Source organism: Flavobacterium fluviale (assembly GCF_003312915.1).
Classification (GTDB): Bacteria; Bacteroidota; Bacteroidia; order Flavobacteriales; family Flavobacteriaceae; genus Flavobacterium; species Flavobacterium fluviale.
Genome location: NZ_CP030261.1, coordinates 23,822 through 50,351, shown reverse-complemented (window position 1 = coordinate 50,351; position 26,530 = coordinate 23,822). Strand labels below are relative to the sequence as shown.

Sequence of the window (26,530 nt, the reverse complement as noted above, 5' to 3'; positions counted from 1 at the left end):
TTTGTTGATTTAGTTTGAAGTTTTAATTAGGTTGTACAAATAAACAAAAAACCTCGAAATCTAAATTTCGAGGTTTTTTTATAAGTAAGAAAATCTAAAATTATTTTCTTTTGATTACTCTTTCTACAGCTTCAACAATTGCTTGATTGTTTAGTTTGTATTTGTTCATTAACTGCTCTGGAGTTCCAGACTCGCCAAAACTATCTTGTACGGCAACAAATTCTTGTGGAGTTGGATTGTTTAAAGCTAATACTCCTGAAACGCTTTCTCCAAGACCTCCAAGGTAATTGTGCTCTTCTGCAGTTACAATACATCTCGTTTTTGCAACTGATTTTAAAATTGCCTCTTCATCAAGTGGTTTGATCGTGTGGATGTTGATTACTTCAGCAGAAATTCCTTTTGCTTCAAGAGCTTCAGCAGCGATAAGCGCCTCCCAAACTAAATGTCCTGTAGCAACAATTGTCACGTCAGTACCTTCGTTTAATAAAATTGCTTTTCCAATTACGAATGGCTCATCAACAGGAGTAAAGTTAGGAACAACTGGACGTCCGAAACGTAAATAAGCTGGGCCATGGTGATCTGCCAATGCAATTGTAGCTGCTTTAGTCTGATTGTAATCGCAAGTATTGATTACAGTCATCCCTGGTAACATTTTCATTAAACCAATATCTTCTAAGATTTGGTGTGTTGCTCCGTCTTCTCCTAGAGTTAAACCAGCGTGCGAAGCACAAATTTTTACATTTTTATCTGAATAAGCAACAGATTGACGAATTTGATCGTAAACTCTTCCTGTAGAGAAGTTAGCGAAAGTTCCTGTAAAAGGAATTTTTCCTCCAATAGTTAAACCTGCAGCAATTCCAATCATGTTTGCTTCTGCAATTCCGATTTGGAAAAAACGTTCTGGGTGGTTTTTCTTAAAATCATCAAATTTTAATGATCCAATTAAATCAGCACATAATGCTACTACATTTTCATTTTTTTGACCTAGTTCTGTCATTCCCGCTCCAAAACCTGAACGAGTATCTTTGCTTCCTGTATTTTCGTATTTTTTCATTTTTGTTTTTTTTGCTTAGGGCAATAGGCTCAGGCAATAGGCTTATGGCTTACTGCATGCAGCTTAAAGCTTTTTAATAATCGATTTGATCTGCAGAATAGTTTTGAGCTAAAGCATTTTTCAATTGCTCATCGTTTGGAGCTTTACCATGCCAAGCGTGTGTGTGCATCATAAAGTCAACTCCATTACCCATTTCTGTATGTAATAAAATACAAACAGGTTTTCCTTTTCCTGTTCTTGATTTTGCATCATTTAATCCTGCAAGGATTGCGTCGATATTATTTCCTTCTGCAATTTCTAAAACGTCCCAGTCAAAAGCTTCGAATTTAGCGCGAAGACTTCCCATTGGTAAAACTTCGTCAGTAGTTCCGTCAATTTGTTTTCCGTTAAGGTCTACAGTTGCGATTATGTTGTCTACTTTTTTAGCAGATGCGTACATAATTGCTTCCCAGTTTTGACCTTCCTGCAACTCTCCGTCTCCGTGTAAAGTATAAATTAAGTGATTGTCTCCGTTTAATTTTTTAGCCTGCGCTGCTCCAAGAGCTACAGATAAACCTTGTCCTAATGAACCAGATGCAATACGAACTCCAGGTAAACCTTCGTGAGTTGTTGGATGCCCTTGCAAACGAGAATCTAATAATCTGAAAGTAGCAAGTTCTGAAATTGGAAAATAACCGCTGCGAGCTAAAACGCTGTAAAACACTGGAGAGATATGTCCGTTTGAAAGGAAAAAGATGTCTTCTCCAATTCCGTTCATATCAAAACCTTCTTTACGCTCCATAATGTTTTGGTAAAGAGTTACCAAAAATTCAGTACAACCTAAAGAACCACCTGGGTGACCTGAGTTGACAGCATGTACCATTCTAAGAATGTCTCTTCTTACTTGGATCGTTAAATCGCTTAATTGTTGTGTGTTAGGCTTCATTTATATGTAAAATTTTAAACTGTAGCAAAAGTAATTGTTATTTTGCGGGGAGACAAATGATTTTCTGCTTTAGTTTGTTTCAATTGTTAAATTTTTGTAGTCTTTTTTTATAGATTTTAGAAAAAAAGTATCAAATATAGTTTGTGCATAAAAAATTTGCCACAAATTTCACGAATTAACTTGATTAAAAATCTGTGCTAATTTGTGTAATTTACGGCAAAAAATAAGTTTGCAGATATTTTTAAGTTTTGACAGAATCTAAAATATTCTGCAGTCAAAAGGTAAAGCAATTTAATTGGTATCGCTTTCGCTGTAAAAATTATTTTCTTCGTCTTCTGAACCTATATCTTCTTGTTCGTCATCTAATTCAGAACCCGGAACATCTAAATCATTTCCTATTTTATCACTGTTTTGTTTCCATTCGTGATTGTCTTGATTGATGATTCTTTCGCCAGAGATTTCTTCAGGGTCAATATCTTCTAATTTATTTTCTTGATTGTAAATATCTTCATTTGCTGGATAATCTAAATTTTCCAAGTTTCTTTCAATTTGCTCATCCCTAATTTGGTCTAAACGTTCTGCTGGATCTCTTTCTTCTGAATTTATCATGATTTCTATAATTTAAAATTGATAGTAATTTCCTTTTTTGTAGAAACTTAAAATTACTAAATGAAGCTTTAGTTTTTGTTACACATTAGTAATGCGATTGTTGTAATTTTTACATTAAATTATTTTGAAAATCTGCATCTTTTGAAAAAATGTCAGGTCTTTGCGTTAGGGGTAGAAGCGGCATCCTTTTGTGACAAAACTTAGGTCTTGATTAAAAACGATTCCTTATGGAGCAAAAGATACAGCGGATGACCCGGCCGAAGGAAACGCCCAAATTATTGAGAAGTTTAAGGCTTGAGGTTTTCAATTTATTTACGTGATTCTCAAATTTTCTAATTGACAAATTATGTAATTAATTTTCTCTGAAATTAAACTATCTTTGCCGTCCCGAAAGGTCGGGAGAAAAAAGAAACAGATGAAGTTTGATTTATTACAAAAAGATCCGCAGTCTAAAGCTAGAGCGGGAAGTATTACTACAGATCACGGAGTTATAGAAACTCCTATTTTTATGCCTGTTGGAACGGTTGCTTCTGTAAAAGGAGTGCATCAGCGTGAACTAAAAGACGATATAAATCCTGATATTATTCTTGGAAATACATACCACTTGTATTTGCGTCCGCAGACTGAAATTCTTGAAAAAGCTGGAGGACTGCATAAGTTTATGAATTGGGATCGTAATATTTTAACTGATTCTGGAGGTTATCAAGTGTATTCTCTTTCTTCAAACAGAAAAATTAAGGAAGAAGGGGTGAAGTTTAAATCGCATATTGATGGATCTTACCACTTTTTTACACCAGAAAATGTAATGGAAATTCAGCGCACCATTGGGGCTGATATTATTATGGCATTTGATGAGTGTACGCCATATCCTTGCGATTACAGATATGCACAAAGATCTATGCATATGACACACAGATGGCTGGACCGTTGTATCAATCATTTGGAGAAAGTGCCTTATAAATATGGCTATGAACAAACATTTTTTCCAATAGTTCAAGGAAGTACTTATAAAGATTTACGTCGCCAGTCGGCTGAATATATTGCTAATGCAGGTCAGCAGGGAAATGCAATCGGCGGACTTTCTGTTGGTGAACCGGCGGAAGAAATGTATGCTATGACCGAAGTTGTCTGCGAAATTCTTCCAGAAGATAAACCTCGTTATTTAATGGGAGTTGGAACTCCGATAAATATTTTAGAAAATATTGCGTTAGGAATTGATATGTTCGACTGTGTAATGCCAACGCGTAATGCCAGAAATGGAATGTTGTTTACGGCAAACGGAACGATCAATATTAAAAACAAAAAGTGGGAAGCAGATTTTTCTCCAATTGATGAAATGGGGCACACTTTTGTAGATACAGAATATACAAAAGCATATTTACGTCATTTGTTTGCAGCAAACGAATATTTAGGAAAACAAATCGCAACAATTCATAATCTTGGATTTTATATGTGGTTGGTTCGTGAAGCTAGAAAACATATCTTAGCAGGAGATTTTAGACCATGGAAAGAAATGATGGTTAAAAATATGAGTCAAAGACTTTAAAAAGTTTTAAGTTTCAGGTTTCAAGTTTTAGGTTCTCTGCAGGCCGTGAAACTTGAAACCTGAAACGAAATAAACAAAATATATATGTTAACAATAATAGATAGATACATTTTAAAAAGATATCTGGGAACTTTCTCTGTAATGCTGCTTTTGTTTGCACCAATCGGAATTGTTATTGACGTTTCTGAGAAGGTAAATAAAATGTTGGAAAACAAGATTCCATTTCCGGATATTGCATTCTATTACTACAATTTTACAATCTATTTTATCAATTCACTTTTCCCGATATTTTTGTTTTTATCGGTAATTTGGTTTACTTCAAAACTAGCCAATAATACAGAGATTATTGCAATTTTAAGTTCGGGAATTTCTTTTACGCGTTTCCTGCGTCCTTATATTATTGGAGCAACAATTGTTTCGCTTTTTGTATTGTTAATGGGATTTTTTATTGTGCCCGCGGCAAGTGAAGGCTATAATAATTTTCGATATACTTATTTAAAAGGAAATGGAAAAGAGCTCATGCGGGGCGAAAATACAAATGTTTACCGACAGCTTAACGATCATGATTTTATATTCGTAAACAGCTTTAATGAAGAAACTAAAACAGCTTTTAATTTTTCGCTTGAACATTTTGAAAAAGAAAAACTAACGTATAAAATTACAGCGAGCCGTATTAAATGGGATCCGAAAAAGAAGGTTTATATTTTATACGATTACACCAAAAGAACAATTGGAGAACTAAATGATGTTATTGAAAAAACTCCAGAAAAAAATGTTGCCTTTAAGTTCGAATTAGCGGATTTAACACCTGTTGTTTATATCGCAGAAACTTTGACCTTAGGTAAATTATATGATTTTATTGAAAAAGAGAGAAAAAGAGGTTCAGGAAATATCAATACCTATTTGGTTGTTCTTTACAAAAAATACAGTGTGCCTGTATCAGCATTTATTTTAACGATTATAGCTGTTTCGGTTTCATCTATGAAGCGTCGAGGCGGAATGGGAACAAACTTAGCAATTGGTATTGCAATTGCTTTCTCATTTGTGTTTTTTGATAAAATATTTGGTACACTTGCCGAAAAATCTACTTTCTCACCTTTATTAGCTGTCTGGTTCCCGAATATTGTTTTCGGAATTTTAGCAGTTTACTTACTACGTAATGCGAAACGATAATTTAAAAAGTTATTTAAATCTTCATTTAATTGTTTTTATCTGGGGGTTTACAGCCATTTTGGGCGCTTTAATTACTATTGATGCCGAAAATCTGGTTTGGTTTAGAATGCTGCTGGCTGGGATTTTTCTTGGCGGTTTTATTGCTTTTAAAAAACAATCTTTTCAAGTTCCGATAAAAGAATTTTTTAAGTTAATCTTTGTTGGATTACTGATTGCACTTCATTGGATTTTCTTTTTCAAAGCTATTCATGTTTCAAATGTTTCTATTACACTTTCTATTTTTTCCTTAGGAGCATTTTTTGCCTCTTTATTAGAGCCATTATTCTACGGAAGAAAAGTATTATGGTACGAAGTTTTTTTTGGACTCATAATTATTGCAGGTTTAGGATTGATTCTTCAGGTAGAAATAAAATATCTTCAAGGTGTTTATTTTGCTTTGGCTTCTATAATATTGGGAGTTTTATTTACGCTAATGAATGGAAAATTAATAGCTGATCATGAACCTTCGGTAATCACATTTTATGAGTTTGGCGCTGGGGTTTTCTTTATTACAATTTATTTTTTATTTCAAGGAAAATTTACTGCAGACTTTTTTACTATGTCTTTGAATAACTGGGTCTTATTATTGATTTTGTCGTCAATATGTACAGCTTACGCTTTTACTGCTTCAGTAAAAGTTATGCAGCGTTTAACCCCATATACAGTAATGTTAACGACTAACTTAGAGCCTGTTTATGGTATCGTTTTAGCGTATTTTATTTTAGGCGGAAAAGAAAAAATGAGTGTCGAATTTTATATTGGAGCTGTCATAATTATCATAACAGTTATTCTAAATGGTGTTTTTAAACATTATCAGAATAAGAAACAAAACTTGTAATAGTTTACTTATTTTTAAATTGCATTTTTACACTTTAAATAACAATTAACTTCGCCAATGATATAATATTTTTATATTTGCGGTTCGATTTACAAACAAAATTCAAAAATCCATGGAATATTTAGATTTTGAGCTTCCAATTAAAGAACTTGAAGAACAGTTAGAAAAGTGCGTTATTATTGGAAAAGAATCTGACGTTGATGTAACGCCGACTTGCAAGGAAATCAACAAAAAATTAGTCGAGACTAAAAAAGAAATATATAAAAACCTTACCGCTTGGCAGCGTGTACAATTGTCAAGACACCCAAATAGACCTTACACTTTAGATTATATCAAAGCAATCTGTGGAGATACTTTTTTAGAACTTCATGGAGACAGAGGTTTTAAAGATGATAAAGCTATGGTTGGCGGACTTGGAAAAGTAAACGGGCAATCGTTTATGATTATTGGTCAGCAAAAAGGTTTTAATACTAAAACACGTCAATATCGTAATTTTGGTATGGCTAATCCAGAAGGATACCGTAAAGCTTTGCGTTTGATGAAAATGGCAGAGAAATTCGGAATTCCAGTTTTAACTTTAGTAGATACTCCGGGTGCATATCCAGGACTTGAAGCTGAAGAAAGAGGACAAGGAGAAGCTATCGCAAGAAATATTTTCGAAATGGTTCGTCTGCAGGTGCCAATTATCACTATCATTGTTGGTGAAGGTGCTTCTGGAGGAGCTTTAGGAATTGGTGTGGGAGATAAAGTTTATATGTTAGAAAATACTTGGTATTCTGTAATTTCTCCAGAATCTTGTTCTTCTATATTATGGAAGAGCTGGGAATACAAAGAGCGCGCAGCTGAAGCTTTGAAATTAACTTCTTCTGACATGAAAAAACAAAAATTAGTTGATGATGTGATTCCAGAACCACTAGGCGGAGCGCACTACGACCGTGAAACAACTTTCAAAACGGTTGCAGAATACATCACTAAAGGATATAATGAATTAAAAGACTTATCAACAGCCGACTTAATTGCCCAAAGAATGGACAAATACAGTAATATGGGCGAGTATAAAGAGTAAATTCATAAAAAGAGACTTAAAATCCGAAGCCTTACCGTTTCGGATTTTTTTTTGGTTATGAACAAAACAATATTATTTATAAACAATTATTAGTTATAACTCGATAGCAGATTTTTTTTAAATTTCGCTACTTTCGCTATATGGAAAATTTCAAAAACTTAAACCCTGTAAAGGTAGATAAAACCACAATTATTAACTTAGAAAAAGGTAAGCTTCCTCCACAAGTAATTGATTTGGAAGAGGCTGTGCTTGGCGCTATGATGATTGACAAAAAAGGGGTAGATGATGTAATTGATATTTTACAGCCCGATGCTTTTTACAAAGATGCACACAAACACATTTTTGAAGCGATTTTACAGCTCTTTACCGAAACACAGCCAATTGATATATTGACAGTTTCGACTCAATTAAAGAAAAATGGAAAATTAGATTTAGCAGGAGGAGATTTTTATTTAATTCAGCTTACGCAGAAAATTGCTTCGTCTGCGCATATCGAATTTCACTCTCGTATTATTCTTCAAAAATTTATTCAAAGAAGTTTGATTAGAATTTCTTCTGAAATTATCGAAGAATCTTATGATGAAACTACAGACGTATTTGATTTGCTGGATAAAGCAGAATCTAAATTATATGAAGTAACTCAGGGAAATATCAAACGTAGTTCTGAAACTGCTCAGAGTTTAGTTCTTCAGGCGAAAAAACGTATTGAAGAAATTGCTGGAAAAGAAGGTTTGAGTGGTGTTGCAACTGGTTTTGAAAAGTTAGATGAAGTAACTTCCGGATGGCAGCCTTCCGATTTAATTATTATTGCGGCTCGTCCTGGTATGGGTAAAACGGCTTTCGTACTTTCGATGGCAAGAAACGTGAGTATTCAGTTCGGTCACGCAGTAGCGATTTTCTCTCTGGAGATGGCGTCGGTTCAGTTAATTACCAGGCTTATTTCTTCTGAAACGGGATTGTCTTCAGAAAAATTAAGAACAGGAAAATTAGAAAAACACGAGTGGGAACAATTAAGTACTAAGGTTAAAAACTTAGAAAAAGCCCCATTGTTTATTGATGATACACCTTCGCTTTCTATATTCGATTTACGTGCAAAATGCCGTCGTCTGGCTTCGCAGCACGGAATTAAATTAATTATTATTGACTACTTGCAGTTAATGACTGCAGGAGGTAGTGGTAAAGGAGGAGGAAACCGTGAGCAGGAGATTTCGACAATCTCCCGAAACTTAAAGGCTTTGGCAAAAGAGCTAAACGTACCGGTTATTGCACTTTCTCAGTTATCGCGTGCCGTTGAAACCCGTGGATCTAGTAAAAGACCTTTACTTTCGGATCTTCGTGAATCTGGAGCGATTGAGCAGGATGCCGATATTGTATCGTTTATTTATCGTCCGGAATATTATAAAATTGAAGAATGGGATGATGACGAACAATCTTCTACAGCGGGTCAGGCAGAATTTATTATAGCCAAGCACCGTAATGGTGGTTTGGAAAATATCCGTTTAAAGTTCTTAGGGCATCTTGGTAAGTTCGATAATCTTGAAGACTTTACGGGAGGTTATGACGATTTACCTTCAAAAATGAATCATGATGATAACCCTTTTATAACCAAAAATTTACCTTCAGCTAATGAAGCATTTGGTAGTAATTTGAACGATGACGATGATGACAGCGATGTTCCATTCTAATAAATTATAAAAGCCTTGTTTTTAAGGCTTTTTTTATGTTTGGATGTTAATTTTTTTAATTAAAATCAGTAGTTTAGCCAAACCAATTATAAACTATCAATTTTTTTGAAATTATTAACCAATAGCAAATTAAATTATGAGTGAAGAATTAAATCTTGGAAGTGTTGAAATACCATTATCAGAAGGTATAGTATGGGCAGACAAATATCGCCGAGACGCAGAAACGGAAGAAGGAAGAAGAAGAAAGAAAGTAGATGGTTACTTGATTCCTCTAGAAACCTTAAAATTAGTATTGGATCAAGATATTGAAGCAGTACGCGCTTATAAGGGAATTAACAAAGCTGGAGAACAAACTTTAATATTTGTTGGAGCAAAATGGGATGCTGCAAAACAAATTTATGTTGATGTTTTTAAAACTGAAGGATCTGAAGAAGGGGTAGAAGGCGTACCTGTTGTTTATGATGGCGCTCGCCCTGTTCCTCCTTATGGAGATCCTGATAGTCCATTAAATCCATAACAATGTTTGATTTTATCATATACTTAACTTATTGCATTTTATTGGCAGACTTTATTTTATACACATATAGCTTTTTTCGAGAGAAAAAAGCTAATGTTTTTTTTGTCTGCTATCTCGGCTTTTCTTGTCTAATGCAGTTTTCAATGGAAGTAATGTATCATTATCGCATGAATAATTTATTTCTGGTCAATATTTTTATTATTGGACAAATGATAATATTAGGGCTGTTTTATGATTCATTATTTTCTTTAAAAAGTCAAAAAAAGTTTGTAAAAATAAGTCTCCTTGTGGCATTATTAATATTAGGAATTCAGTTTGTAATGGATTGGAATCAGTTTTTACGTTTCAATTTGTTTGAAATAACGCTAACTTCTGTTTTAGTTGTAATCTTTGCATTGATTCATTTTTATAATATGCTTACAGAAACTAGAAAATATTATTACTTCAATATAGGTGTTGTATTTTACTTACTAACGAGTACAGTATTATTTCTCATTGGAAATTTAACTCACAATCTAAGTAAAGAGTTTAAATTTTTGAGCTGGGAGCTTAATGCTGTTCTGCTTATTTTTTATTATTCAATCATTTTATATGAATGGAAATTTAGTTTTGCACCCAAAAAAAGAAAGATAAATTAAAGTTATCTTACGGCTACTATGAAATTAAATTCACTTCCAGAAAAAGAAATTGTTGCTATAATTTTATATACATCTCTTTTCTTCATGATTGTAGCGGTTATTTTAATCGTGTTTTTTTACTTTTCTAGAAAAAAAATCATTCAAAAAGAGTTAGAGAAAAAAGATTTAATACTGCAATATCAAAAAGAGCAGTTACATGCTGTGATTTTTACACAAGAAGAAGAACGAAAGAGAATTGCGCAGGATCTTCATGATGATATTAGTTCAAAATTAAACATTGTTTCCTTAAATAGTCACTTACTAACGGCTCCAAACCTTACAGAAGCAGAAACTGCGGAAATAACAGAAAATATTATCAATTTAACTACTAAGGCATTAGAAAATTCTAGAAAAATTGCCCATAATTTGCTGCCTCCAGTTTTCGAAAAGTTTGGTTTGAATGCGGGGGTAGAAGAATTATGTGAAGAATTTGAAAGCAGTAAATCTGTAAAAACGCATTATAAAAACGAGATTGATTTTGATGAGAATGACATCGATAGACATCTTCATGTGTTTAGAATTCTGCAAGAACTGATGAATAATTCTCTTCGACATGGAAAAGCGACAGAAATATGGATCTCTTTTGTCAAAGAAGAAGGGGTTAATATTTGTAATTATGAAGATAACGGAATTGGTTTTGACAACTCGAATGCAGACAATCAAAAAGGCTTGGGAATGAAAAATATTGACAGCCGTATCTCGTTTTTGGGAGGATCAATAAATATTACATCTGAAGTAAATAACGGAATCGTAGTAAATTTTACATTTTAATTTAGATTTTACATTAAAATAAGATTTTTACCCAATAAATTAAAGTGTTTTAAGCTTTTTGTAAAGGATATTTCGTAAATTCGGCACACCAAACCAAACGACCAAAATCAAAGTAAGATGAATGCTGCTATTAAAATTGCCTTAGTCGATGATGAAATTTTGTTTCGAAAAGGCATTTCTTTTTTACTTCAAAGGGAAGAAAACATCGATATTATTTTTGAAGCTTCAAACGGAGACGAACTTATTTCTCAGTTAGAAAAAAACGAAATAAAACCAGATATCATTATAATGGACCTTAAAATGCCGGTTTTGAACGGTGTTGAAGCCACAAAAATTATTAGAAAATCATTTCCGGAGATTAAGATCATTGCTTTGACTAGTTATGATACTAAATCCTTCATAGCCAATATGATTCAGGTAGGTGCAGTTGCTTATTTAATAAAAAATACGACACCAAAAGATCTAATTCTCACTATTAACGAGGTGGCATCCAAAGGGTTTTATTACAATGAAAGTGTTTTGAAAACAATTCAAGATACAGTAGTTTCTCCTAAAAATTCAAAAGGTGGTTTAGAAACTAATTTTCTTTCGCCTCGCGAAGTCGAAATACTTCAATTAATCTGCCAGCAGAAAACTACTGCAGAAATTGCAGACCTCCTTTTCTTAAGTCCGAGAACTATAGAAGGACACAGAAATAATTTGCTTCTTAAAACAGAATCACGAAACATCGCTGGTTTAGTGGTATACGCGATTCAAAATGATTTAGCGGTTTTAACAATCTAATATAATTATGCTGTCAAAAATTGAATGGATAAGACATAATATAAGATGATTGTGATCACTAAAACGCATAAACCTATTTTTTGAATTACATTCATACCCTTTTCTTGATTATTACTATCATTAAACTTCATGGTGGTTGTTTTTTTATTCATTGGATTAGTTTTATGACCTGGGATAGCAAATGTATATAGAATATCTTGTGGTACTATAGGGGTAAATACCTGTTTTTTTTGAATGTTGTAAATCAGGTATTTACCCCTGTTTTTTTATTTAACATTCTATTATGTTATAAAAGATTCCCTGCGTTCTTTTTTTTGACACTTCCTTTATATCTTTACTAAAATAATTTTCGGATGAATAGGAGTTTATTCTACATTTTTATACTATTAATTACATTTAATGCTCGAGCATCGTTTATCTTACTTCCGATGGACGAATCAACGCAGCAAAATCATTTAAAAGCTTACGGTATAACATATTGGTGTTTAAGCAGAGATTATAAGGCTAGCTGGCTCTTAAATTACCGTGGCGGTTCTTTCCTATTGCCAGATGCTGAGGAAATTAGAAAAGAATGCAAAATTAGAGGAGTTAGCTTTGAAGTTATTTCAGATGCGGAACAAAATTCGATTTTAAACGAAATTTCAAGTCCTTCTCAAAATATGGAATCGGTAATTTTGGAAAAAGCACCAAAAATTGCAGTGTACACTCCAAAAGGAAAACAACCTTGGGACGATGCAGTTACACTAGTTTTAACTTATGCTGAAATTCCGTTTACGCCAATCTACGATGAAGAAGTTTTAAGCGATCAGCTGTTATTATATGATTGGCTGCATCTTCATCACGAAGATTTTACAGGTCAGTATGGAAAATTTTACGCGGCATATAAAAATACACCTTGGTATATTGATCAAAAAAAGGATGCCGAAGCTTTGGCTGCAAAATTAGGATACGATAAAGTAGCTCAGGAAAAGGGTGCTGTAGCAAAGAAAATTAGAGACTTTGTTATAGGCGGCGGTTTTATGTTTGCCATGTGTTCTGCAACAGACAGCTTTGATATTGCTCTTGCGGCAGATGGAGTTGATATTTGCGAAACTATGTTTGATGGCGATCCGAGTGAATTAAATTACCAGTCAAAATTAAATTATAATAATTCGTTTGCGTTTAAAAACTTTACATTGGAAAGAAAGCCGGAAGTTTACGAATTTTCAGATATTGATATGACAAACAAAAGACGTATAATGATGGATAAAGATTATTTTACGTTAATGGAATTTTCTGCCAAATGGGATCCGATTCCTAGTATGCTTTGTCAAAACCATACACAATTAGTAAAGGGGTTTATGGGACAAACCACTTCTTTTGATACTTCACTAATAAAATCGAACGTATTAATTATGGGAACTTGTGAATTAAATGGTGAATCCAGATATATTCATGGTGAAAAAGGAAAAGGAATGTTTACTTTTTTTGGAGGACATGATCCAGAAGATTTCCAACATCAGGTAGGAGATCCGCCTACAGTTTTAGATTTACATCCAAATTCTCCTGGTTACAGATTAATTCTGAATAATGTACTGTTTCCCGCTGCAAGAAAAAAGAAACTTAAAACCTAATTGAGAGAGAATTCAAACCAAATCGGAATATGATCTGAAACTTTTCTTGCTTGTTGAAGAGAGTCAAAATCTTCGTAGAATTTAATTACTCCCGAATTAATAATTTTTAAATTAGAAGATTTGTAAAATATATTGTCAAACTCAGATGCAAGACAAACATTATTATTACACTTTTGTTTTAATGTAGTTTTTTGATTTTTTAATACAGCTAAGTAGCCCATTCCTTTTAATGGATTAAAAACAGAATGTTTTTCTGGACAATTGAAATCACCTAGGAAAACCAAATTCAAATTTGGATACTCGTTTGGTAAAAATTTAAAATACTTAATTTCAGTTTCAGGCTGTTTCTTTTTGGTTATAGCATGAAAATTAACTAGAGTTATAGTTTTTTTATTGATTTCGAAAGTAGCAAAATAGGGCTCACGATCAATTTCTAAATTATATTTTTTCTCCAGCCAAGGTTTGTTTTTCAATTTTACTTTATTTGTTTTCCAAATAAAGGCATATCGTTCTCTTTTATAACTGCTGCTTGACGTTGGATCACTAATGCTGTACTCCCATTTTGATCCTTTTTCATTAAGTAGTTCTACTAGTTTAGCCACAGTTTGAGCTCCGCCGTATCCAGCAACAACTTCTTGAACTGCAATTATATCGTAATTGGAAGTTTTTTTAGCGATATAATTTAATTCAATAGTAGATTTTGATTGGCCAAAATTCTCAATATTCCAAGATAAAACCTTGGTTTGGGCAAAAGATAAAAATGTAAATAATAGTAGGAGCGGGCTGAGAACGTTTTTCATGTAAAATTTAAAATGAAATCAAATATAGGTATTTCCTATATTAATAGTTTCAGGCCTTTCTTGAATTATTTAGTGTTTTTTGTATCTGTTTTTTAAGGCTGTGCCAATAATTATGATTTGTAAAACTAGTAATGCTGGAATAAAAATTATTTTCCAATCGATTTCAAGCCAGCCCGTTTTCTCAGAAACGAATGCAAAGCTTATTGATAAAAAAAGACATAGAAACATTGTTTTCATAATAATTTTATTTTGGGTTGTGTTAATTTTTGTGAATACAAGAGTTGCTTTATTTTTTGGTTTCATTAGTTAATAGGTTTTTACAAATTTAAATGGATCAAAAATGTAATCCTTACGGGAATCCGTAAAGGAGTAATTACACTAGACCAAAATCTTTTGCTATAGCAATTAAATGGACATTGTTATTAGCTTTAAAATATATTTTTAATTTATTAATTCTTTTTTCGATACTGCTGGTTCCGTTAGGAGTAATAGACATATCTTTAAATTCTTTTGAAATACTTTCTAAAATATAACCTTGAGAAAGCAGTTTTAAAATAGAAATATCATACGATTCAATTTCTATTAAAGCTTTATCGTTAAAGCTGAAAGACAAGTCAGATGAAAGTATTTTTTCTTCGTTCTTAAAGGTGCTTTCAATAGCATTTTTTAATTCTGTAATGCTATTTCTTCCTTTAGAAACATATGCGTTAATACCCAATTCATTAAAAAGAGTTTTGATTCGATAGCTTTTATCTTCTATAGAAAAAACAATCTTTTTTAATTCAGGCTGAACAGTGTTTATGGCTTCAATTAATTCATCTCCACTAGTTAAGTTTGCTTTTCGATGATCTAGTTTAAACGATAGATCAGTAATTAAAAGATCGTAAGGCTCTTTTTCAAGCAGTGCTTTTTTTACTTTAAGCAAACCTTCATCACAGTATTTTACATGATCAATTACTGAGACATTTAGCTCTTCAAGTACTTGAACCACAGCAATACTGATACTGTCTAAATCTTCGGCAACTAAAACTTTCTTAAACATATTTAATTTTATATAGGAAATGTGAAACTTATTTTAAAACCTCTTTCTGTATTTTTGTCAAAATTAATAGTTCCTTTTATTGTTTTAATACGGTTTTCCACATTTTGTAGTCTTTTTTCTAAAATTATATTTTTTGAGTTCATTTCATTACTGTTATCAGTGTACGAAACTCCAAGATTTTTATGCGTTACTTTTACTATAATACTTACTAAGGTCGAGCTGTTAGATTTTTTCATGTTATATAATAATTCTTGTAAAACCCTAAAAAGTATTATTTTTTTATTTTTTTCAATTGCCTCCCATGAAACTGTATCAAAACCATTTAATATGATATTTACATCCTCAGTTTTATATTCTGAAATCATTTCTTTTAAAGCAGATACATATCTGTCGTCTGTTGGAATTCGGCTGTTTTCTCTGGAAATATTTCTGGCTTTAGAATAAATATCATTTAAACTAGTCAATAATTTTTCTTTGTTTTCTTTATTTTCTAAATCATGATCCTGAATAAATAATAAAGTTTCATAGATGTTTAAGTTAAGCTCATTGTCAAGTTTATTCGATATTCTCGTTTCACTTTTAAAAATGGCATCATCTTTTTCCCGTTTACCTTTAGAGGTGATGTAGAATATTAAAAAAAGTAATATTAGTAGACTTAGACAGATTACTATATAAGAAATGAAACTTCTATTTTTTTGTCTTTGCAATTGTAGCTCATTTTCTGCTTTTTGAGTTTTAAGCTCAAGATTTTCATCTTTATGTTTTTTAAAATTAAATTTTATATTAGAAAATTGATTTCGGGTCATTTTTCTAACATCATTCATACTGTCAGTAAGTTTAATATAAAGCTCAATATATTTTTTTAAATCTTTTCCATCTTCTGCTTCAATAACTTCTCCTAAAGCATTTATTTGATATACTACTAATTTTTCTTTACTCGCGGCAATGTATCCCTTCATTGCGTAATATTTCTTTAGTTCTGGATTATTGTATTTTTTGTAATACAAATAAAGGGCGTGACTATTTCCAATGAGTTCAGAATCATCTTTAGATTTAATCGCTATTTCCATGCTTTTAGTAAGATTTTCAAAAGCTTGTTTTTTATGATTTCCTAAACGGAGATAACAAAGGCCCAGATTATACAGTACATAAGAATGCTGGATTTCCGTATTAGCCGGATCTATTTTATTCTCGACTTTTTTCTTCGCTAATGGCTCTAATATTTTTATCGCCTCTAAATATTTTTTTTGCTGTAGATAAATAAAACCAATATCAGATTTGATCTGTGCCTTTCTAAATTGCGATATTGCAATTTTCAATGCTTCTTTATAATAAATTAAAGCATTTTCATAATCGTAAATGCTGTAATAATTAGTTGCTAAAGAAGTGTAGATCATTTGAGCGAATCTCGGTCTTGTGGTGTATTTTAAGTAAGGAAGCGCTTTTACAAGAACAGTTTCGCTGGTGAAATAATCACCTTCTCTTTGCAGACTGCCAGCTATCTTTGATGATATATAGACATATTGATTTGCATAATCTTTTTTTGGATCGCAAAGCTGCTGGGCTTTATGAAAGTAAAAAATTGCACTGTCATCGTCCAAAGAGTTTTGGAGGCTTTCGCCTTTTTTTACTAATTTATAGATAGCAGTTGTATTATCTGTTTTTTTATAATGAATTTGTTTTTTCTTATCGCAGGATAATAGTAGCAAAATCAAAGCTAAGAATACAAAGCTAAGAATACGATTGGTTTCAAAATAAGAAAATATACTTTTCATCTTATAATGGAAATTTAATGTATACCTTAAATCCTTTTCCAAAATCAGATTCGATATTGATTTTACCTTTTATGGCAAGAATCCTATTCTCGATATTATGCAGTCCATTTTTTAAAACCATTTTGGTCGTGTCAATGCCTTTACCGTTATCAGTGTAACTGATTGTAATATCTTTGTTTGTCTCTTTAAAAATGATAGCAACTAAACTGGCTTCACTGTGTTTCTTCATGTTTACCAGTAGTTCCTGTAGAGATCTATAAATTGCTGTTTTTTTAGCTTTGCCAATTTCATCCCATGAGATTGTATCTAAGCCATTAATTAAAATATTTATATTAGGAGTATTAAATCCAGAAATCATTTCTTTAAGAGATAAAACATAATTTCCATCAGTACAAATTGTACAATTCTCTCTGGAAATATCTCTTGTTCTCGAATAAATAGTGTCTAAATTATTTAATAGCTGTTCCTTGTTTTCGAGTAAAGACAAGTTTTTATTTTCAGCAAAAGCGATTGTGTGGTAAATATCATTTGCTAATTCGTCATGCAGTTTTTTAGAAATTCTTGTTTCGCTGTTATAAGCGGCTTCAATTTTTTCTCGATTAGCCTTTGAAGTTAAATAGTAATATAGAATTAAAATCAGGCATAAGCTTAGAACAATAATGATGTAGGAGATAATATTTCTATTTTTTTGTATCTCAAGTTTTAACTCATTTTCTGCTTTGTGGTTTTTTAGTTTTAAATTTTCTTCTTTTTCACGCTTAGAATCGTATCTGATTTTTGCAAATTGATTTTTAGCTTTCTGCCTTACTTCTTCAATACTGTCCGATAAAGTAACATAAATGTTAGAGTAATCTTTTAATTCCTGATTACTACTGTTTTTAATTATCATTTTTAGTGCTGAAAGTCTGCCGTCGACATGTTTTATTTTGCTATACTCCGTGTAGCTTAAGAGGATATATTTTTTAGATAAGGAAAGATCTCTTTTTTCATAGAATTGGGCGAGGTGCATATAGCTTTTTGCCAAGCCGAAAGGATTATTGACACTTTGCCTTATTTCTAAAGCTCTATTCATGTAATCCAGTCCTTTTTTATAATCATCTATTTTAAAATAACAAAAACCAATGTTATCTAATAAAGAAGCGTGAATTTCCTTGTCTTTAATTATCTCCTCTTTTGTTTCTAAAGGAAGAAAAATAGTAAGCGCTTCGTAATATTTTTTTTCTTGAATAAGTACAACTCCAATATTGTTTTTAGCTGCCAGTTTTCTCCAGTTTTTTGTATTTAATTGTAGAGCTTTTTCATTATATAGTATAGCATTTTTGTAATCGTACGTGTCTAGGTAGTTAACGCTTAGCGTAACATATAAGTTCCAAGTGTGAAGTTGGTTTTTGACATATTTTGCATAAGGTAATGCCTTTGTAATTGTAGCTTCGCTTCCTGCATAATCTCCATGAGTCTGCTGAATAATCGCCATTCGATTTAATGTGCTTATGTAACTTTCGGCATCTTTAACTGGAGAGCAGTTAAAGATAGCTTCATTATAATAATAGAAGGCACTATCAAATTTGTTGCTCTCAAATAAAGAATCGGCGATAGTGATTAATTTTTCTACTTTAAGTTTGTTGTAAATATCTTTTTTGTTAATAGAAGTTTGTTTTTGACAAGATAAAAGCATTAGTAATGTGATAATTACAGAGGATAATATATTTGCTTTTTTTGGTATCATGCGCCAAAAATAAATATTTCTGAAAATCTCAAAAGAGTATAAATACGGTATTTTCAATTATTTTCAAATCACGATTTTTTTAATTCTCATTTTGAGATAAATACAAAAAGCCCTTTTAAACAAAGGGCTTTGCAGAGTTTTGGACTTGTAAATTTATCCTTATAAAATTATACGGCTCTCAATCCAGTTGTAATTGCAAGTCTGTTCCAAGAATTAATTGTAATAATGGCAAGTATGATTTCAGCAAGATATTTTTCGTCAAAAAATTGTGCTGCATTTTGATAAACTTCATCAGAAACATGATTGCTAATTTGGGTTACTTGTTCGGTCAAAGCTAAAATTGCTTTTTCCTCTTCAGTATAAACATCAGCTTCACGCCATGCACTTATTAGATAGATTCTCTGTTCAGAAATTCCATGCTTTCTTGCGTCAGCCGTATGCATATTTATACAAAATGCACAGCCGTTGATTTGCGATGCACGAATTTTAATTAATTCTTTATGAACAGGTGTTAATGAAGTTGAAGAAATATATTTTTCTAAATTCATTAAAGCTTGATACGCTTCTGGAGCAACATTTGGGATAAGAATTCTTGGTTTCATTTTTATATGTTTTAAAAGTTCATTACAAAGGTCAGTAATGTATACTTTTAAAAACTTGAACTACTTCAAGAAATTGATATCACACTTTTCCAGCTCTTATTTTACTCATAAATTCAGCCGAAAAATCTAAGTAGGAGGCAAGCATGTATTGTGGAACACGTTGTACGAAATCAGGCTGTTGATTTTTGAAATGATTGTATCTTTCCTCTGCAGACATCGTAAATAAGAATTTAATTCTCATTTGTGCTGCTCCAAAAGCCTTTTGTGCGACAATTCGAAAGTATCTTTCAAGGTTAGGAATTTGGACCAATAGTGACTCTAAAACTGATTTATCAATTGCAATAACTTCAGTAGTTTCAACTGCTTGAATATAAAAATGAGAAGGTATATGATTATGGTAACTTAAATAATCTGTTATCCACCAGTTCTCAATGGCAAATTGTAAGGTTTGCTCCGTTCCTTTAGAATTGATAATATACTGACGCATGCAGCCCTTTACAATAAAATACATTGTATTGCAAATTTGACCTTCTTTTAAAACCAAATTCTTTTTCTTAATCTGTGTTAAAGTTAAGCTTGATTGAAGTATGTCAATTTCTGATGGCTCAAGTGGAACAAATTTCTGGATATGATCTAAAATTGTATTGTACATTTGAGATTATAGTTTTAAGTAAATTTACTCTAATTATTTTAATTCGTAAGCCGATAAATTTTACAGCAGATGCATAAAAACAAAAAACCATTCGAATAAACGAATGGTTTTTTTATGATAAGTAAGTAATCTAAATTGAGTTTATAAAACGTTTATTTTACTTTATTAAGAATTGCTTTGAAAGCTTCTGGGTGGTTCATAGCTAAATCTGCAAGAACTTTACGGTTCAATTCGATTCCGTTAGCTTTAACTTTACCCATGAATTGAGAATAAGACATTCCTTCTAATCTAGCTCCAGCGTTGATACGTTGAATCCATAATGAACGGAAATTTCTTTTATTCTGTTTTCTGTCACGGTAAGCATAGCTCATTGCTTTCTCTACCGCGTTCTTAGCAACTGTCCAAACGTTTTTACGTCTACCAAAGAAACCTTTGGCTTGCTTCATTATTTTTTTTCTTCTTGCTCTTTTAGCAACTGAATTTACCGATCTTGGCATAATTTTAAATGTGTTTTTGTAGCAGGCGTCCTGAATTGAATCGAAGGAACTTGAAAGCCATACTCCAAGGTTATATAAATAATTTTTTAACCTAAAGAATTATTAGATAATTCTTAATTGTTGTTTGATGCTTTTCATATCTGTAGAGTGAACTAGCGCTGAGTGTGTCAAAGCTAATTTACGTTTTTTAGATTTTTTAGTCAAGATGTGACTTTTAAAAGCATGCTTTCTTTTAATCTTTCCAGAGCCAGTAACTTTAAAACGTTTCTTAGCGCTAGATTTTGTTTTCATTTTAGGCATTTTTCCTAGTGTTTTAATTTATTCTTACTTACTTATTTTTTTGTTTCAAGTTTAAGGTTTCAAGTTCAGAACTGAACACTGAGACTAAAAACTGAGAACTATTTCTTCTTCTTCGGAGCAATGAACATAATCATTCTCTTTCCTTCCAAAACAGGCATAGCTTCCACTTTACCATGTTCTTCTAAATCTTGAGCAAGACGTAATAATAAAATCTGACCTTGATCTTTGTAAATAATAGAACGTCCTTTAAAGAAAACGAATGCTTTTAATTTGGCTCCTTCTTTTAAGAACTTTTCAGCGTTCTTTCTTTTGAACTCATAATCATGCTCGTCAGTTTGTGGACCGAATCTAATTTCTTTTACAACTACTTGAGAAGATTTAGCTTTTAATGCTTTATCTCTTTTCTTTTGTTCGTAAACAAATTTCTTATAGTCCATTATTTTACAAACCGGCGGCTCAGCATTTGGTGAAATCTCAACCAAATCCAATTCAAACTGATCTGCTAGACGCAAAGCCTCTGCAAGCTTAAATACACCTGGTTCGATGTTCTCGCCTACTAACCTTACTTCTTGTACGCCACGAATATTGTTATTTATTCTGTGTGCATCTTTTTTTTCTACTCGAGGTTGAAAACCTCTGTTGCTTCTTATTGCTATGACTTTCTAATTTAAGTTAAACTGTAAATACTTTTAATGTCTTTTTTATTTCTTCGTCTACAATCGAAGCAAATTCCTCGATTGAAACTGTAATATTACCTTTTCCTTCTTGTCCGTGACGACGAATAGAAATAGTACCGTTTTTCTCTTCTTCCTCACCCACGATAAGCATAAATGGAATTTTCTGCATCTCTGCATCTCTAATTTTCTTACCGATAGTTTCGTTTCGGTTATCAATTAGGGCGCGAATTTCGTGATTTTCTAGCAAATCTAAAACTTTTTTAGCATAATTTTCGTATTTCTCACTCAAAGACAAGATTATAGCCTGTTCTGGCATTAGCCAAAGTGGGAAATTTCCTGCTGTATGTTCTAGAAGAATTGCTATAAAACGTTCCATCGATCCAAAAGGAGCTCTGTGAATCATAACTGGTCGATGTAATTCATTATCAGCACCTTTGTATGTTAACTCAAAACGTTCTGGTAAATTGTAATCTACCTGAATTGTTCCTAATTGCCATTGTCTTCCTAGTGCATCCTTAACCATGAAATCAAGTTTCGGGCCATAAAATGCAGCTTCGCCATATTCTACAACAGTGTTTAGGCCTTTGTCTCTTGCTGCATTAATAATAGCGTTTTCAGCTTTCTCCCAGTTCTCATCTGTTCCGATGTATTTTTCTTTGTCTTCTTGGTCTCTTAACGAAATTTGAGCAGTAAAGTTTTCAAAACCTAATGAACCAAATACATATAATACAAGGTCAATTACTTTTTTGAACTCTTCATCCAATTGTTCTGGAGTACAGAAAATATGCGCATCATCCTGAGTAAATCCTCTTACACGGGTTAAACCATGTAATTCTCCTGATTGCTCATATCTATATACAGTACCAAATTCAGCATAACGTTTTGGTAAATCTTTATATGACCAAGGTCTTACATTGTAAATTTCACAGTGGTGAGGACAATTCATTGGTTTTAATAAAAATTCTTCACCTTCTGCAGGAGTATGGATTGGCTGAAAGCTGTCTGCCCCATATTTTGCATAATGTCCAGAAGTTACATATAGTTCTTTCTGGCCAATATGTGGAGTTACAACTTGCTCGTAACCTGCTTTCTTTTGTGCTCTTTTTAAAAACTGCTCCAATCGATCTCTCAATGCGGCTCCCTTTGGCAGCCATAAAGGCAGACCTTGACCAACTTTTTGTGAGAAAGCAAACAATTCAAGTTCCTTTCCTAATTTACGGTGATCACGACGCTTAGCTTCTTCAAGAAGTTCAAGGTATTCAGTTAAATCTTTTTGTTTAGGAAAAGAAGTTCCGTAAACACGAGTCAGCTGTTTATTCTTTTCGTCTCCTCTCCAGTAAGCACCAGCAACGCTCATCACTTTCATAGCCTTGATGATTCCAGTATTCGGAATATGGCCTCCACGGCATAAATCTGTAAAAGTAGAATGGTCGCAAAATGTAATAGTTCCGTCTTCAAGATTAGAGATTAATTCAGTCTTGTAAACGTTGTCTTTGTACATTTCTAATGCATCTGCTTTGCTCACAGGGCGCATTTTGAATTCATGTTTCCCTCTTGAAATTTCAAGAACACGATCCTCGATCTTTTTAAAGTCAGCCTCAGAAATTTTCTGATCACCAAAATCCACGTCATAATAAAACCCATTAGCAATTGCAGGTCCAAGAGTTAATTTAATTCCAGGGTACAATTCCTCAAGAGCCTGAGCCATTACGTGCGAAGTTGAATGCCAGAAAGCTTTTTTACCTTCAGCATCATTCCAAGTATATAATATAAGATTACCGTCGGTCGTTAATGGAGTTTCGGTTTCAATAGTTGTACCATTAAAAGATGCAGAAATAACATTTCTTGCAAAACCTTCGCTAATGTTTTTAGCGACCTCCATTGGAGTTACGCCTGAAGCGAACTCTCTAATTGACCCATCGGGTAAAGTAATCTTGATCATTGTTTATAATTTTGTGAATGCAAATATACATGATTACTAAAATACATACAATATATATATGTAGAAGATTATTTTATTATCTAAGTGCTCAAAGTTGCTATTATACAGGGACAGATCCCAACACGACAGGTTGCCAAGACCTGTCGGATTTCTTTTTCGATACATATATATATGTATAAAATGAATTAAAATCCAATTTTCTGTAGAGACGCACAGCAGTGCGTCTTATTCGTAACACAGGTATTATTTAAAATCTGATTTGTTAATCTGACTTAGTAAGAAAAAAATGTAAAGTCATTTCGGGCTGAGCGAAGTCGAAGCCGCATGCAATGTTCCACAATCCAGGAGAAGTGGAATTTTGGTTTTGAAAAATTGTAAATTTAATTTTAATGAGGAGCTAATCCGCTATCTGCTTCATTCTTTTTTGCCAAACACCGGCACAAAAGGATTTCCTCTCTAATCCACGGCACTATCGGGGCTATGATATCTGTTTTAAAGAGAATATTTAAATAAAAAGTATTAAAAAAGGGTGTCGAAAACTAAAAACCCTGCAAAAATGGGATGAGAAATCGGGCTTAAACGGAGGAAATGACCAAAGAAAGAAGAAAAAACTGACAATGATTTAAAAAAGTTTTAGATGCAAACGTGATGTTATCAGTCTGTTAAGAAAAAAGTAGTTAAAAAGATGGAAAAAATATAAAAGAAAGTCTTGTAAATGTAAATAAAGGTGTTACTTTTGCACCCGCAGAAGCGATACACGTTCCCTGAAAGACTGGCAAGAAAAGCTGATTAAAGCTGAAAAGAAATTTTCAAAAAAGATTAGAAAAAGCTTGTGAGAATGGAAAACGGATATTACATTTGCACCCCGCAAAACACGGAATGTTCCTTGAGATACTGAGAGAGAAAATGAAGAAAAAGAGACGAAAAAAAAGTTTCAAATTTTTTTAATTTTTTCTTGCAGGAAACAAAAATAATTTTTAGTTTTGCACCCGCTTTGAGAAACAAGCGAAAAGAGAAAAGAAGACACGTTCGTAGACATATTGAATTGACAGCCGTTTTAACAGAGATGTTAGGACAAAAGAATAAGAGTAATAGAATTGCAAGATTCGAAAAGAACCGATAGATATTCACCGATATATAATATTACAATATACGATGAAGAGTTTGATCCTGGCTCAGGATGAACGCTAGCGGCAGGCTTAACACATGCAAGTCGAGGGGTATATTTCTTCGGAGATAGAGACCGGCGCACGGGTGCGTAACGCGTATGCAATCTGCCTTTCACAGAGGGATAGCCCAGAGAAATTTGGATTAATACCTCATAGTATAATCAAACCGCATGGTTTAATTATTAAAGTCACAACGGTGAAAGATGAGCATGCGTCCCATTAGCTTGTTGGTAAGGTAACGGCTTACCAAGGCAACGATGGGTAGGGGTCCTGAGAGGGAGATCCCCCACACTGGTACTGAGACACGGACCAGACTCCTACGGGAGGCAGCAGTGAGGAATATTGGACAATGGGCGCAAGCCTGATCCAGCCATGCCGCGTGCAGGATGACGGTCCTATGGATTGTAAACTGCTTTTGTACGAGAAGAAACACTCCTATGTATAGGAGCTTGACGGTATCGTAAGAATAAGGATCGGCTAACTCCGTGCCAGCAGCCGCGGTAATACGGAGGATCCAAGCGTTATCCGGAATCATTGGGTTTAAAGGGTCCGTAGGCGGTTTAGTAAGTCAGTGGTGAAAGCCCATCGCTCAACGGTGGAACGGCCATTGATACTGCTGAACTTGAATTATTAGGAAGTAACTAGAATATGTAGTGTAGCGGTGAAATGCTTAGAGATTACATGGAATACCAATTGCGAAGGCAGGTTACTACTAATGGATTGACGCTGATGGACGAAAGCGTGGGTAGCGAACAGGATTAGATACCCTGGTAGTCCACGCCGTAAACGATGGATACTAGCTGTTGGGAGCAATCTCAGTGGCTAAGCGAAAGTGATAAGTATCCCACCTGGGGAGTACGTTCGCAAGAATGAAACTCAAAGGAATTGACGGGGGCCCGCACAAGCGGTGGAGCATGTGGTTTAATTCGATGATACGCGAGGAACCTTACCAAGGCTTAAATGTAGATTGACCGTTTTGGAAACAGAACTTTCGCAAGACAATTTACAAGGTGCTGCATGGTTGTCGTCAGCTCGTGCCGTGAGGTGTCAGGTTAAGTCCTATAACGAGCGCAACCCCTGTTGTTAGTTGCCAGCGAGTCAAGTCGGGAACTCTAACAAGACTGCCAGTGCAAACTGTGAGGAAGGTGGGGATGACGTCAAATCATCACGGCCCTTACGCCTTGGGCTACACACGTGCTACAATGGCCGGTACAGAGAGCAGCCACTGGGTGACCAGGAGCGAATCTACAAAGCCGGTCACAGTTCGGATCGGAGTCTGCAACTCGACTCCGTGAAGCTGGAATCGCTAGTAATCGGATATCAGCCATGATCCGGTGAATACGTTCCCGGGCCTTGTACACACCGCCCGTCAAGCCATGGAAGCTGGGGGTGCCTGAAGTCGGTGACCGCAAGGAGCTGCCTAGGGTAAAACTGGTAACTAGGGCTAAGTCGTAACAAGGTAGCCGTACCGGAAGGTGCGGCTGGAACACCTCCTTTCTAGAGCCTGAGTGTTAGTGCCTGCACACGCTTAGGAAAAAAGGTTTTTATTTAAAGGAATCTGAATTGGAGATTGTATTACTCTTGCTGTTAATTTAAAAGAAATGAAAATTAAGTAAAACAGAGTCTCGTAGCTCAGCTGGTTAGAGTACTACACTGATAATGTAGGGGTCGGCAGTTCGAGTCTGCCCGGGACTACTTTTTAAAATGATGCTTGTAAATTATGAATTGTAAATTACAAAAGCAGAAAAAAAAGACTGTAAGCTTGATTAAAGGAAATTCTGGAAGCTGGGATTCACCAAAGGAAATTAGAGAAGAATTAAGAAATCTAAAATCTGAATTCTAAAATCTAAGATTTAAAATGGGGGATTAGCTCAGCTGGCTAGAGCGCCTGCCTTGCACGCAGGAGGTCAACGGTTCGACTCCGTTATTCTCCACAAAAGCGAAAGCTTACAGCTTACAGCCTATGGCTTAAAGCGAAACAAAGTTCATTGACATATTGAGATAAGAAAATAATAAGAAAGTAGAAAGCGTTTTTTGTTAGCAATAACAAAG

At 33.5% G+C, this 26,530-nt stretch carries 25 protein-coding genes, 2 tRNA genes and 1 rRNA gene; 14 read left to right on the top strand and 14 right to left on the bottom strand.

Annotated elements, in window-relative coordinates:
• Positions 1–100 precede the first annotated feature (100 nt).
• The 3 genes from HYN86_RS00235 to HYN86_RS00225 form a co-directional block, all read right to left on the bottom strand.
• A complete protein-coding gene (locus HYN86_RS00235; protein WP_113676264.1) occupies positions 101–1,054 on the bottom strand; it encodes a transketolase family protein in 954 nt (317 codons plus the stop codon).
• Positions 1,055–1,127: 73 nt separating this feature from the next.
• Positions 1,128–1,979: a transketolase gene (locus HYN86_RS00230; RefSeq protein ID WP_113676263.1), complete on the bottom strand. Its 852-nt coding sequence runs from the start codon at positions 1,977–1,979 to the stop codon at positions 1,128–1,130.
• Positions 1,980–2,270: 291 nt separating this feature from the next.
• The gene (locus tag HYN86_RS00225) at positions 2,271–2,588 is read right to left on the bottom strand and encodes a hypothetical protein (protein WP_113676262.1); all 318 of its coding nucleotides are present in this window, start codon (positions 2,586–2,588) and stop codon (positions 2,271–2,273) included.
• 415 nt (positions 2,589–3,003) lie between these two features.
• Here HYN86_RS00225 and tgt point away from each other — a divergent pair, with 415 nt between their 5' ends.
• From tgt to HYN86_RS00175, 10 genes are all read left to right on the top strand, one after another.
• Positions 3,004–4,134, top strand: coding sequence for a tRNA guanosine(34) transglycosylase Tgt (gene tgt, locus HYN86_RS00220; protein WP_095931686.1), 1,131 nt, complete (start codon positions 3,004–3,006; stop codon positions 4,132–4,134).
• 84 nt (positions 4,135–4,218) lie between these two features.
• Entirely contained in the window at positions 4,219–5,307 is a 1,089-nt protein-coding gene (locus HYN86_RS00215; protein ID WP_113676261.1) for an LptF/LptG family permease, read from the top strand.
• Positions 5,294–6,184 (top strand): DMT family transporter, encoded by an 891-nt coding sequence (locus tag HYN86_RS00210; RefSeq protein ID WP_113676260.1) that lies wholly within the window; start codon positions 5,294–5,296, stop codon positions 6,182–6,184. Before HYN86_RS00215 ends, HYN86_RS00210 begins: the two co-directional genes overlap by 14 nt.
• A gap of 112 nt (positions 6,185–6,296) precedes the next feature.
• Positions 6,297–7,250, top strand: coding sequence for an acetyl-CoA carboxylase carboxyltransferase subunit alpha (locus tag HYN86_RS00205; RefSeq protein WP_095952092.1), 954 nt, complete (start codon positions 6,297–6,299; stop codon positions 7,248–7,250).
• Between the two features lie 140 nt (positions 7,251–7,390).
• On the top strand, positions 7,391–8,935 hold the full coding sequence (gene dnaB, locus HYN86_RS00200; protein WP_057117818.1) for a replicative DNA helicase: 1,545 nt from the start codon (positions 7,391–7,393) through the stop codon (positions 8,933–8,935).
• Between the two features lie 136 nt (positions 8,936–9,071).
• A complete protein-coding gene (locus tag HYN86_RS00195; RefSeq protein WP_113676259.1) occupies positions 9,072–9,452 on the top strand; it encodes a hypothetical protein in 381 nt (126 codons plus the stop codon).
• A gap of 143 nt (positions 9,453–9,595) precedes the next feature.
• Positions 9,596–10,090: a hypothetical protein gene (locus HYN86_RS00190; RefSeq protein WP_230406404.1), complete on the top strand. Its 495-nt coding sequence runs from the start codon at positions 9,596–9,598 to the stop codon at positions 10,088–10,090.
• Between the two features lie 18 nt (positions 10,091–10,108).
• Complete coding sequence (locus HYN86_RS00185) at positions 10,109–10,900, top strand: sensor histidine kinase (RefSeq protein WP_113676257.1); 792 nt, start codon at positions 10,109–10,111, stop codon at positions 10,898–10,900.
• 117 nt (positions 10,901–11,017) lie between these two features.
• Complete coding sequence (locus HYN86_RS00180; RefSeq protein ID WP_113676256.1) at positions 11,018–11,683, top strand: response regulator transcription factor; 666 nt, start codon at positions 11,018–11,020, stop codon at positions 11,681–11,683.
• Between the two features lie 353 nt (positions 11,684–12,036).
• Positions 12,037–13,296: an asparagine synthetase B gene (locus HYN86_RS00175; protein ID WP_113676255.1), complete on the top strand. Its 1,260-nt coding sequence runs from the start codon at positions 12,037–12,039 to the stop codon at positions 13,294–13,296.
• Here HYN86_RS00175 and HYN86_RS00170 read toward each other — a convergent pair.
• From HYN86_RS00170 to thrS, 11 genes are all read right to left on the bottom strand, one after another.
• A complete protein-coding gene (locus HYN86_RS00170; RefSeq protein WP_113676254.1) occupies positions 13,293–14,096 on the bottom strand; it encodes an endonuclease/exonuclease/phosphatase family protein in 804 nt (267 codons plus the stop codon). The two genes, HYN86_RS00175 and HYN86_RS00170, sit on opposite strands and share 4 nt — an antisense overlap.
• Before the next feature lie 69 nt (positions 14,097–14,165).
• Positions 14,166–14,333, bottom strand: coding sequence for a hypothetical protein (locus HYN86_RS00165; protein ID WP_162789231.1), 168 nt, complete (start codon positions 14,331–14,333; stop codon positions 14,166–14,168).
• 136 nt (positions 14,334–14,469) lie between these two features.
• On the bottom strand, positions 14,470–15,138 hold the full coding sequence (locus HYN86_RS00160) for a response regulator (RefSeq protein WP_113676252.1): 669 nt from the start codon (positions 15,136–15,138) through the stop codon (positions 14,470–14,472).
• An 8-nt stretch (positions 15,139–15,146) separates the two neighbouring features.
• The gene (locus HYN86_RS00155; protein ID WP_113676251.1) at positions 15,147–16,913 is read right to left on the bottom strand and encodes an ATP-binding protein; all 1,767 of its coding nucleotides are present in this window, start codon (positions 16,911–16,913) and stop codon (positions 15,147–15,149) included.
• Position 16,914: 1 nt separating this feature from the next.
• Positions 16,915–18,639 (bottom strand): tetratricopeptide repeat-containing sensor histidine kinase, encoded by a 1,725-nt coding sequence (locus HYN86_RS00150; RefSeq protein WP_230406403.1) that lies wholly within the window; start codon positions 18,637–18,639, stop codon positions 16,915–16,917.
• A 167-nt stretch (positions 18,640–18,806) separates the two neighbouring features.
• Complete coding sequence (locus tag HYN86_RS00145; protein WP_113676250.1) at positions 18,807–19,241, bottom strand: carboxymuconolactone decarboxylase family protein; 435 nt, start codon at positions 19,239–19,241, stop codon at positions 18,807–18,809.
• A 79-nt stretch (positions 19,242–19,320) separates the two neighbouring features.
• Positions 19,321–19,893 (bottom strand): Crp/Fnr family transcriptional regulator, encoded by a 573-nt coding sequence (locus tag HYN86_RS00140; RefSeq protein ID WP_113676249.1) that lies wholly within the window; start codon positions 19,891–19,893, stop codon positions 19,321–19,323.
• 152 nt (positions 19,894–20,045) lie between these two features.
• Complete coding sequence (rplT, locus tag HYN86_RS00135) at positions 20,046–20,390, bottom strand: 50S ribosomal protein L20 (protein WP_008464948.1); 345 nt, start codon at positions 20,388–20,390, stop codon at positions 20,046–20,048.
• Positions 20,391–20,492: 102 nt separating this feature from the next.
• Positions 20,493–20,690 (bottom strand): 50S ribosomal protein L35, encoded by a 198-nt coding sequence (gene rpmI, locus HYN86_RS00130; RefSeq protein WP_007810722.1) that lies wholly within the window; start codon positions 20,688–20,690, stop codon positions 20,493–20,495.
• 98 nt (positions 20,691–20,788) lie between these two features.
• Entirely contained in the window at positions 20,789–21,340 is a 552-nt protein-coding gene (gene infC, locus HYN86_RS00125; RefSeq protein WP_113676248.1) for a translation initiation factor IF-3, read from the bottom strand.
• Positions 21,341–21,362: 22 nt separating this feature from the next.
• Positions 21,363–23,309 (bottom strand): threonine--tRNA ligase, encoded by a 1,947-nt coding sequence (gene thrS / locus HYN86_RS00120; protein ID WP_113676247.1) that lies wholly within the window; start codon positions 23,307–23,309, stop codon positions 21,363–21,365.
• Between the two features lie 1,152 nt (positions 23,310–24,461).
• On the opposite strand from thrS, the gene HYN86_RS00115 reads away from it, so the two are divergent.
• The 4 genes from HYN86_RS00115 (at position 24,462) to HYN86_RS00105 (ending at position 26,412) form a co-directional block, all read left to right on the top strand.
• Positions 24,462–25,975 (top strand): 16S ribosomal RNA (locus tag HYN86_RS00115).
• Positions 25,976–26,099: 124 nt separating this feature from the next.
• A tRNA-Ile gene (locus tag HYN86_RS00110) sits at positions 26,100–26,173 on the top strand.
• 25 nt (positions 26,174–26,198) lie between these two features.
• Positions 26,199–26,321 carry a hypothetical protein gene (locus HYN86_RS21200; RefSeq protein WP_262512120.1) on the top strand — a complete coding sequence of 41 codons (123 nt, stop codon included), beginning with the start codon at positions 26,199–26,201 and terminating at the stop codon, positions 26,319–26,321.
• Between the two features lie 17 nt (positions 26,322–26,338).
• Positions 26,339–26,412 (top strand) — tRNA-Ala (locus HYN86_RS00105).
• Positions 26,413–26,530 lie beyond the last annotated feature (118 nt).

What these genes read in the sequence shown, in the direction of transcription:
- HYN86_RS00225 (WP_113676262.1), bottom strand. Translation starts at nt 2,588, where the DNA reads ATGATAAATTCAGAAGAAAGAGATCCAGCAGAACGTTTAGACCAAATT.
- HYN86_RS00235 (WP_113676264.1), bottom strand. Translation starts at nt 1,054, where the DNA reads ATGAAAAAATACGAAAATACAGGAAGCAAAGATACTCGTTCAGGTTTT.
- HYN86_RS00145 (WP_113676250.1), bottom strand. Translation starts at nt 19,241, where the DNA reads ATGAAACCAAGAATTCTTATCCCAAATGTTGCTCCAGAAGCGTATCAA.
- HYN86_RS00180 (WP_113676256.1), top strand. Translation starts at nt 11,018, where the DNA reads ATGAATGCTGCTATTAAAATTGCCTTAGTCGATGATGAAATTTTGTTT.
- HYN86_RS00150 (WP_230406403.1), bottom strand. Translation starts at nt 18,639, where the DNA reads ATGATACCAAAAAAAGCAAATATATTATCCTCTGTAATTATCACATTA.
- tgt (WP_095931686.1), top strand. Translation starts at nt 3,004, where the DNA reads ATGAAGTTTGATTTATTACAAAAAGATCCGCAGTCTAAAGCTAGAGCG.
- HYN86_RS00155 (WP_113676251.1), bottom strand. Translation starts at nt 16,913, where the DNA reads ATGAAAAGTATATTTTCTTATTTTGAAACCAATCGTATTCTTAGCTTT.
- HYN86_RS00165 (WP_162789231.1), bottom strand. Translation starts at nt 14,333, where the DNA reads ATGAAAACAATGTTTCTATGTCTTTTTTTATCAATAAGCTTTGCATTC.
- HYN86_RS00230 (WP_113676263.1), bottom strand. Translation starts at nt 1,979, where the DNA reads ATGAAGCCTAACACACAACAATTAAGCGATTTAACGATCCAAGTAAGA.
- HYN86_RS00170 (WP_113676254.1), bottom strand. Translation starts at nt 14,096, where the DNA reads ATGAAAAACGTTCTCAGCCCGCTCCTACTATTATTTACATTTTTATCT.
- thrS (WP_113676247.1), bottom strand. Translation starts at nt 23,309, where the DNA reads ATGATCAAGATTACTTTACCCGATGGGTCAATTAGAGAGTTCGCTTCA.
- HYN86_RS00210 (WP_113676260.1), top strand. Translation starts at nt 5,294, where the DNA reads ATGCGAAACGATAATTTAAAAAGTTATTTAAATCTTCATTTAATTGTT.
- HYN86_RS00160 (WP_113676252.1), bottom strand. Translation starts at nt 15,138, where the DNA reads ATGTTTAAGAAAGTTTTAGTTGCCGAAGATTTAGACAGTATCAGTATT.
- HYN86_RS00195 (WP_113676259.1), top strand. Translation starts at nt 9,072, where the DNA reads ATGAGTGAAGAATTAAATCTTGGAAGTGTTGAAATACCATTATCAGAA.
- HYN86_RS00205 (WP_095952092.1), top strand. Translation starts at nt 6,297, where the DNA reads ATGGAATATTTAGATTTTGAGCTTCCAATTAAAGAACTTGAAGAACAG.
- rpmI (WP_007810722.1), bottom strand. Translation starts at nt 20,690, where the DNA reads ATGCCTAAAATGAAAACAAAATCTAGCGCTAAGAAACGTTTTAAAGTT.
- HYN86_RS00140 (WP_113676249.1), bottom strand. Translation starts at nt 19,893, where the DNA reads ATGTACAATACAATTTTAGATCATATCCAGAAATTTGTTCCACTTGAG.
- HYN86_RS00190 (WP_230406404.1), top strand. Translation starts at nt 9,596, where the DNA reads ATGGAAGTAATGTATCATTATCGCATGAATAATTTATTTCTGGTCAAT.
- dnaB (WP_057117818.1), top strand. Translation starts at nt 7,391, where the DNA reads ATGGAAAATTTCAAAAACTTAAACCCTGTAAAGGTAGATAAAACCACA.
- HYN86_RS00175 (WP_113676255.1), top strand. Translation starts at nt 12,037, where the DNA reads ATGAATAGGAGTTTATTCTACATTTTTATACTATTAATTACATTTAAT.
- HYN86_RS00215 (WP_113676261.1), top strand. Translation starts at nt 4,219, where the DNA reads ATGTTAACAATAATAGATAGATACATTTTAAAAAGATATCTGGGAACT.
- rplT (WP_008464948.1), bottom strand. Translation starts at nt 20,390, where the DNA reads ATGCCAAGATCGGTAAATTCAGTTGCTAAAAGAGCAAGAAGAAAAAAA.
- HYN86_RS21200 (WP_262512120.1), top strand. Translation starts at nt 26,199, where the DNA reads ATGAATTGTAAATTACAAAAGCAGAAAAAAAAGACTGTAAGCTTGATT.
- HYN86_RS00185 (WP_113676257.1), top strand. Translation starts at nt 10,109, where the DNA reads ATGAAATTAAATTCACTTCCAGAAAAAGAAATTGTTGCTATAATTTTA.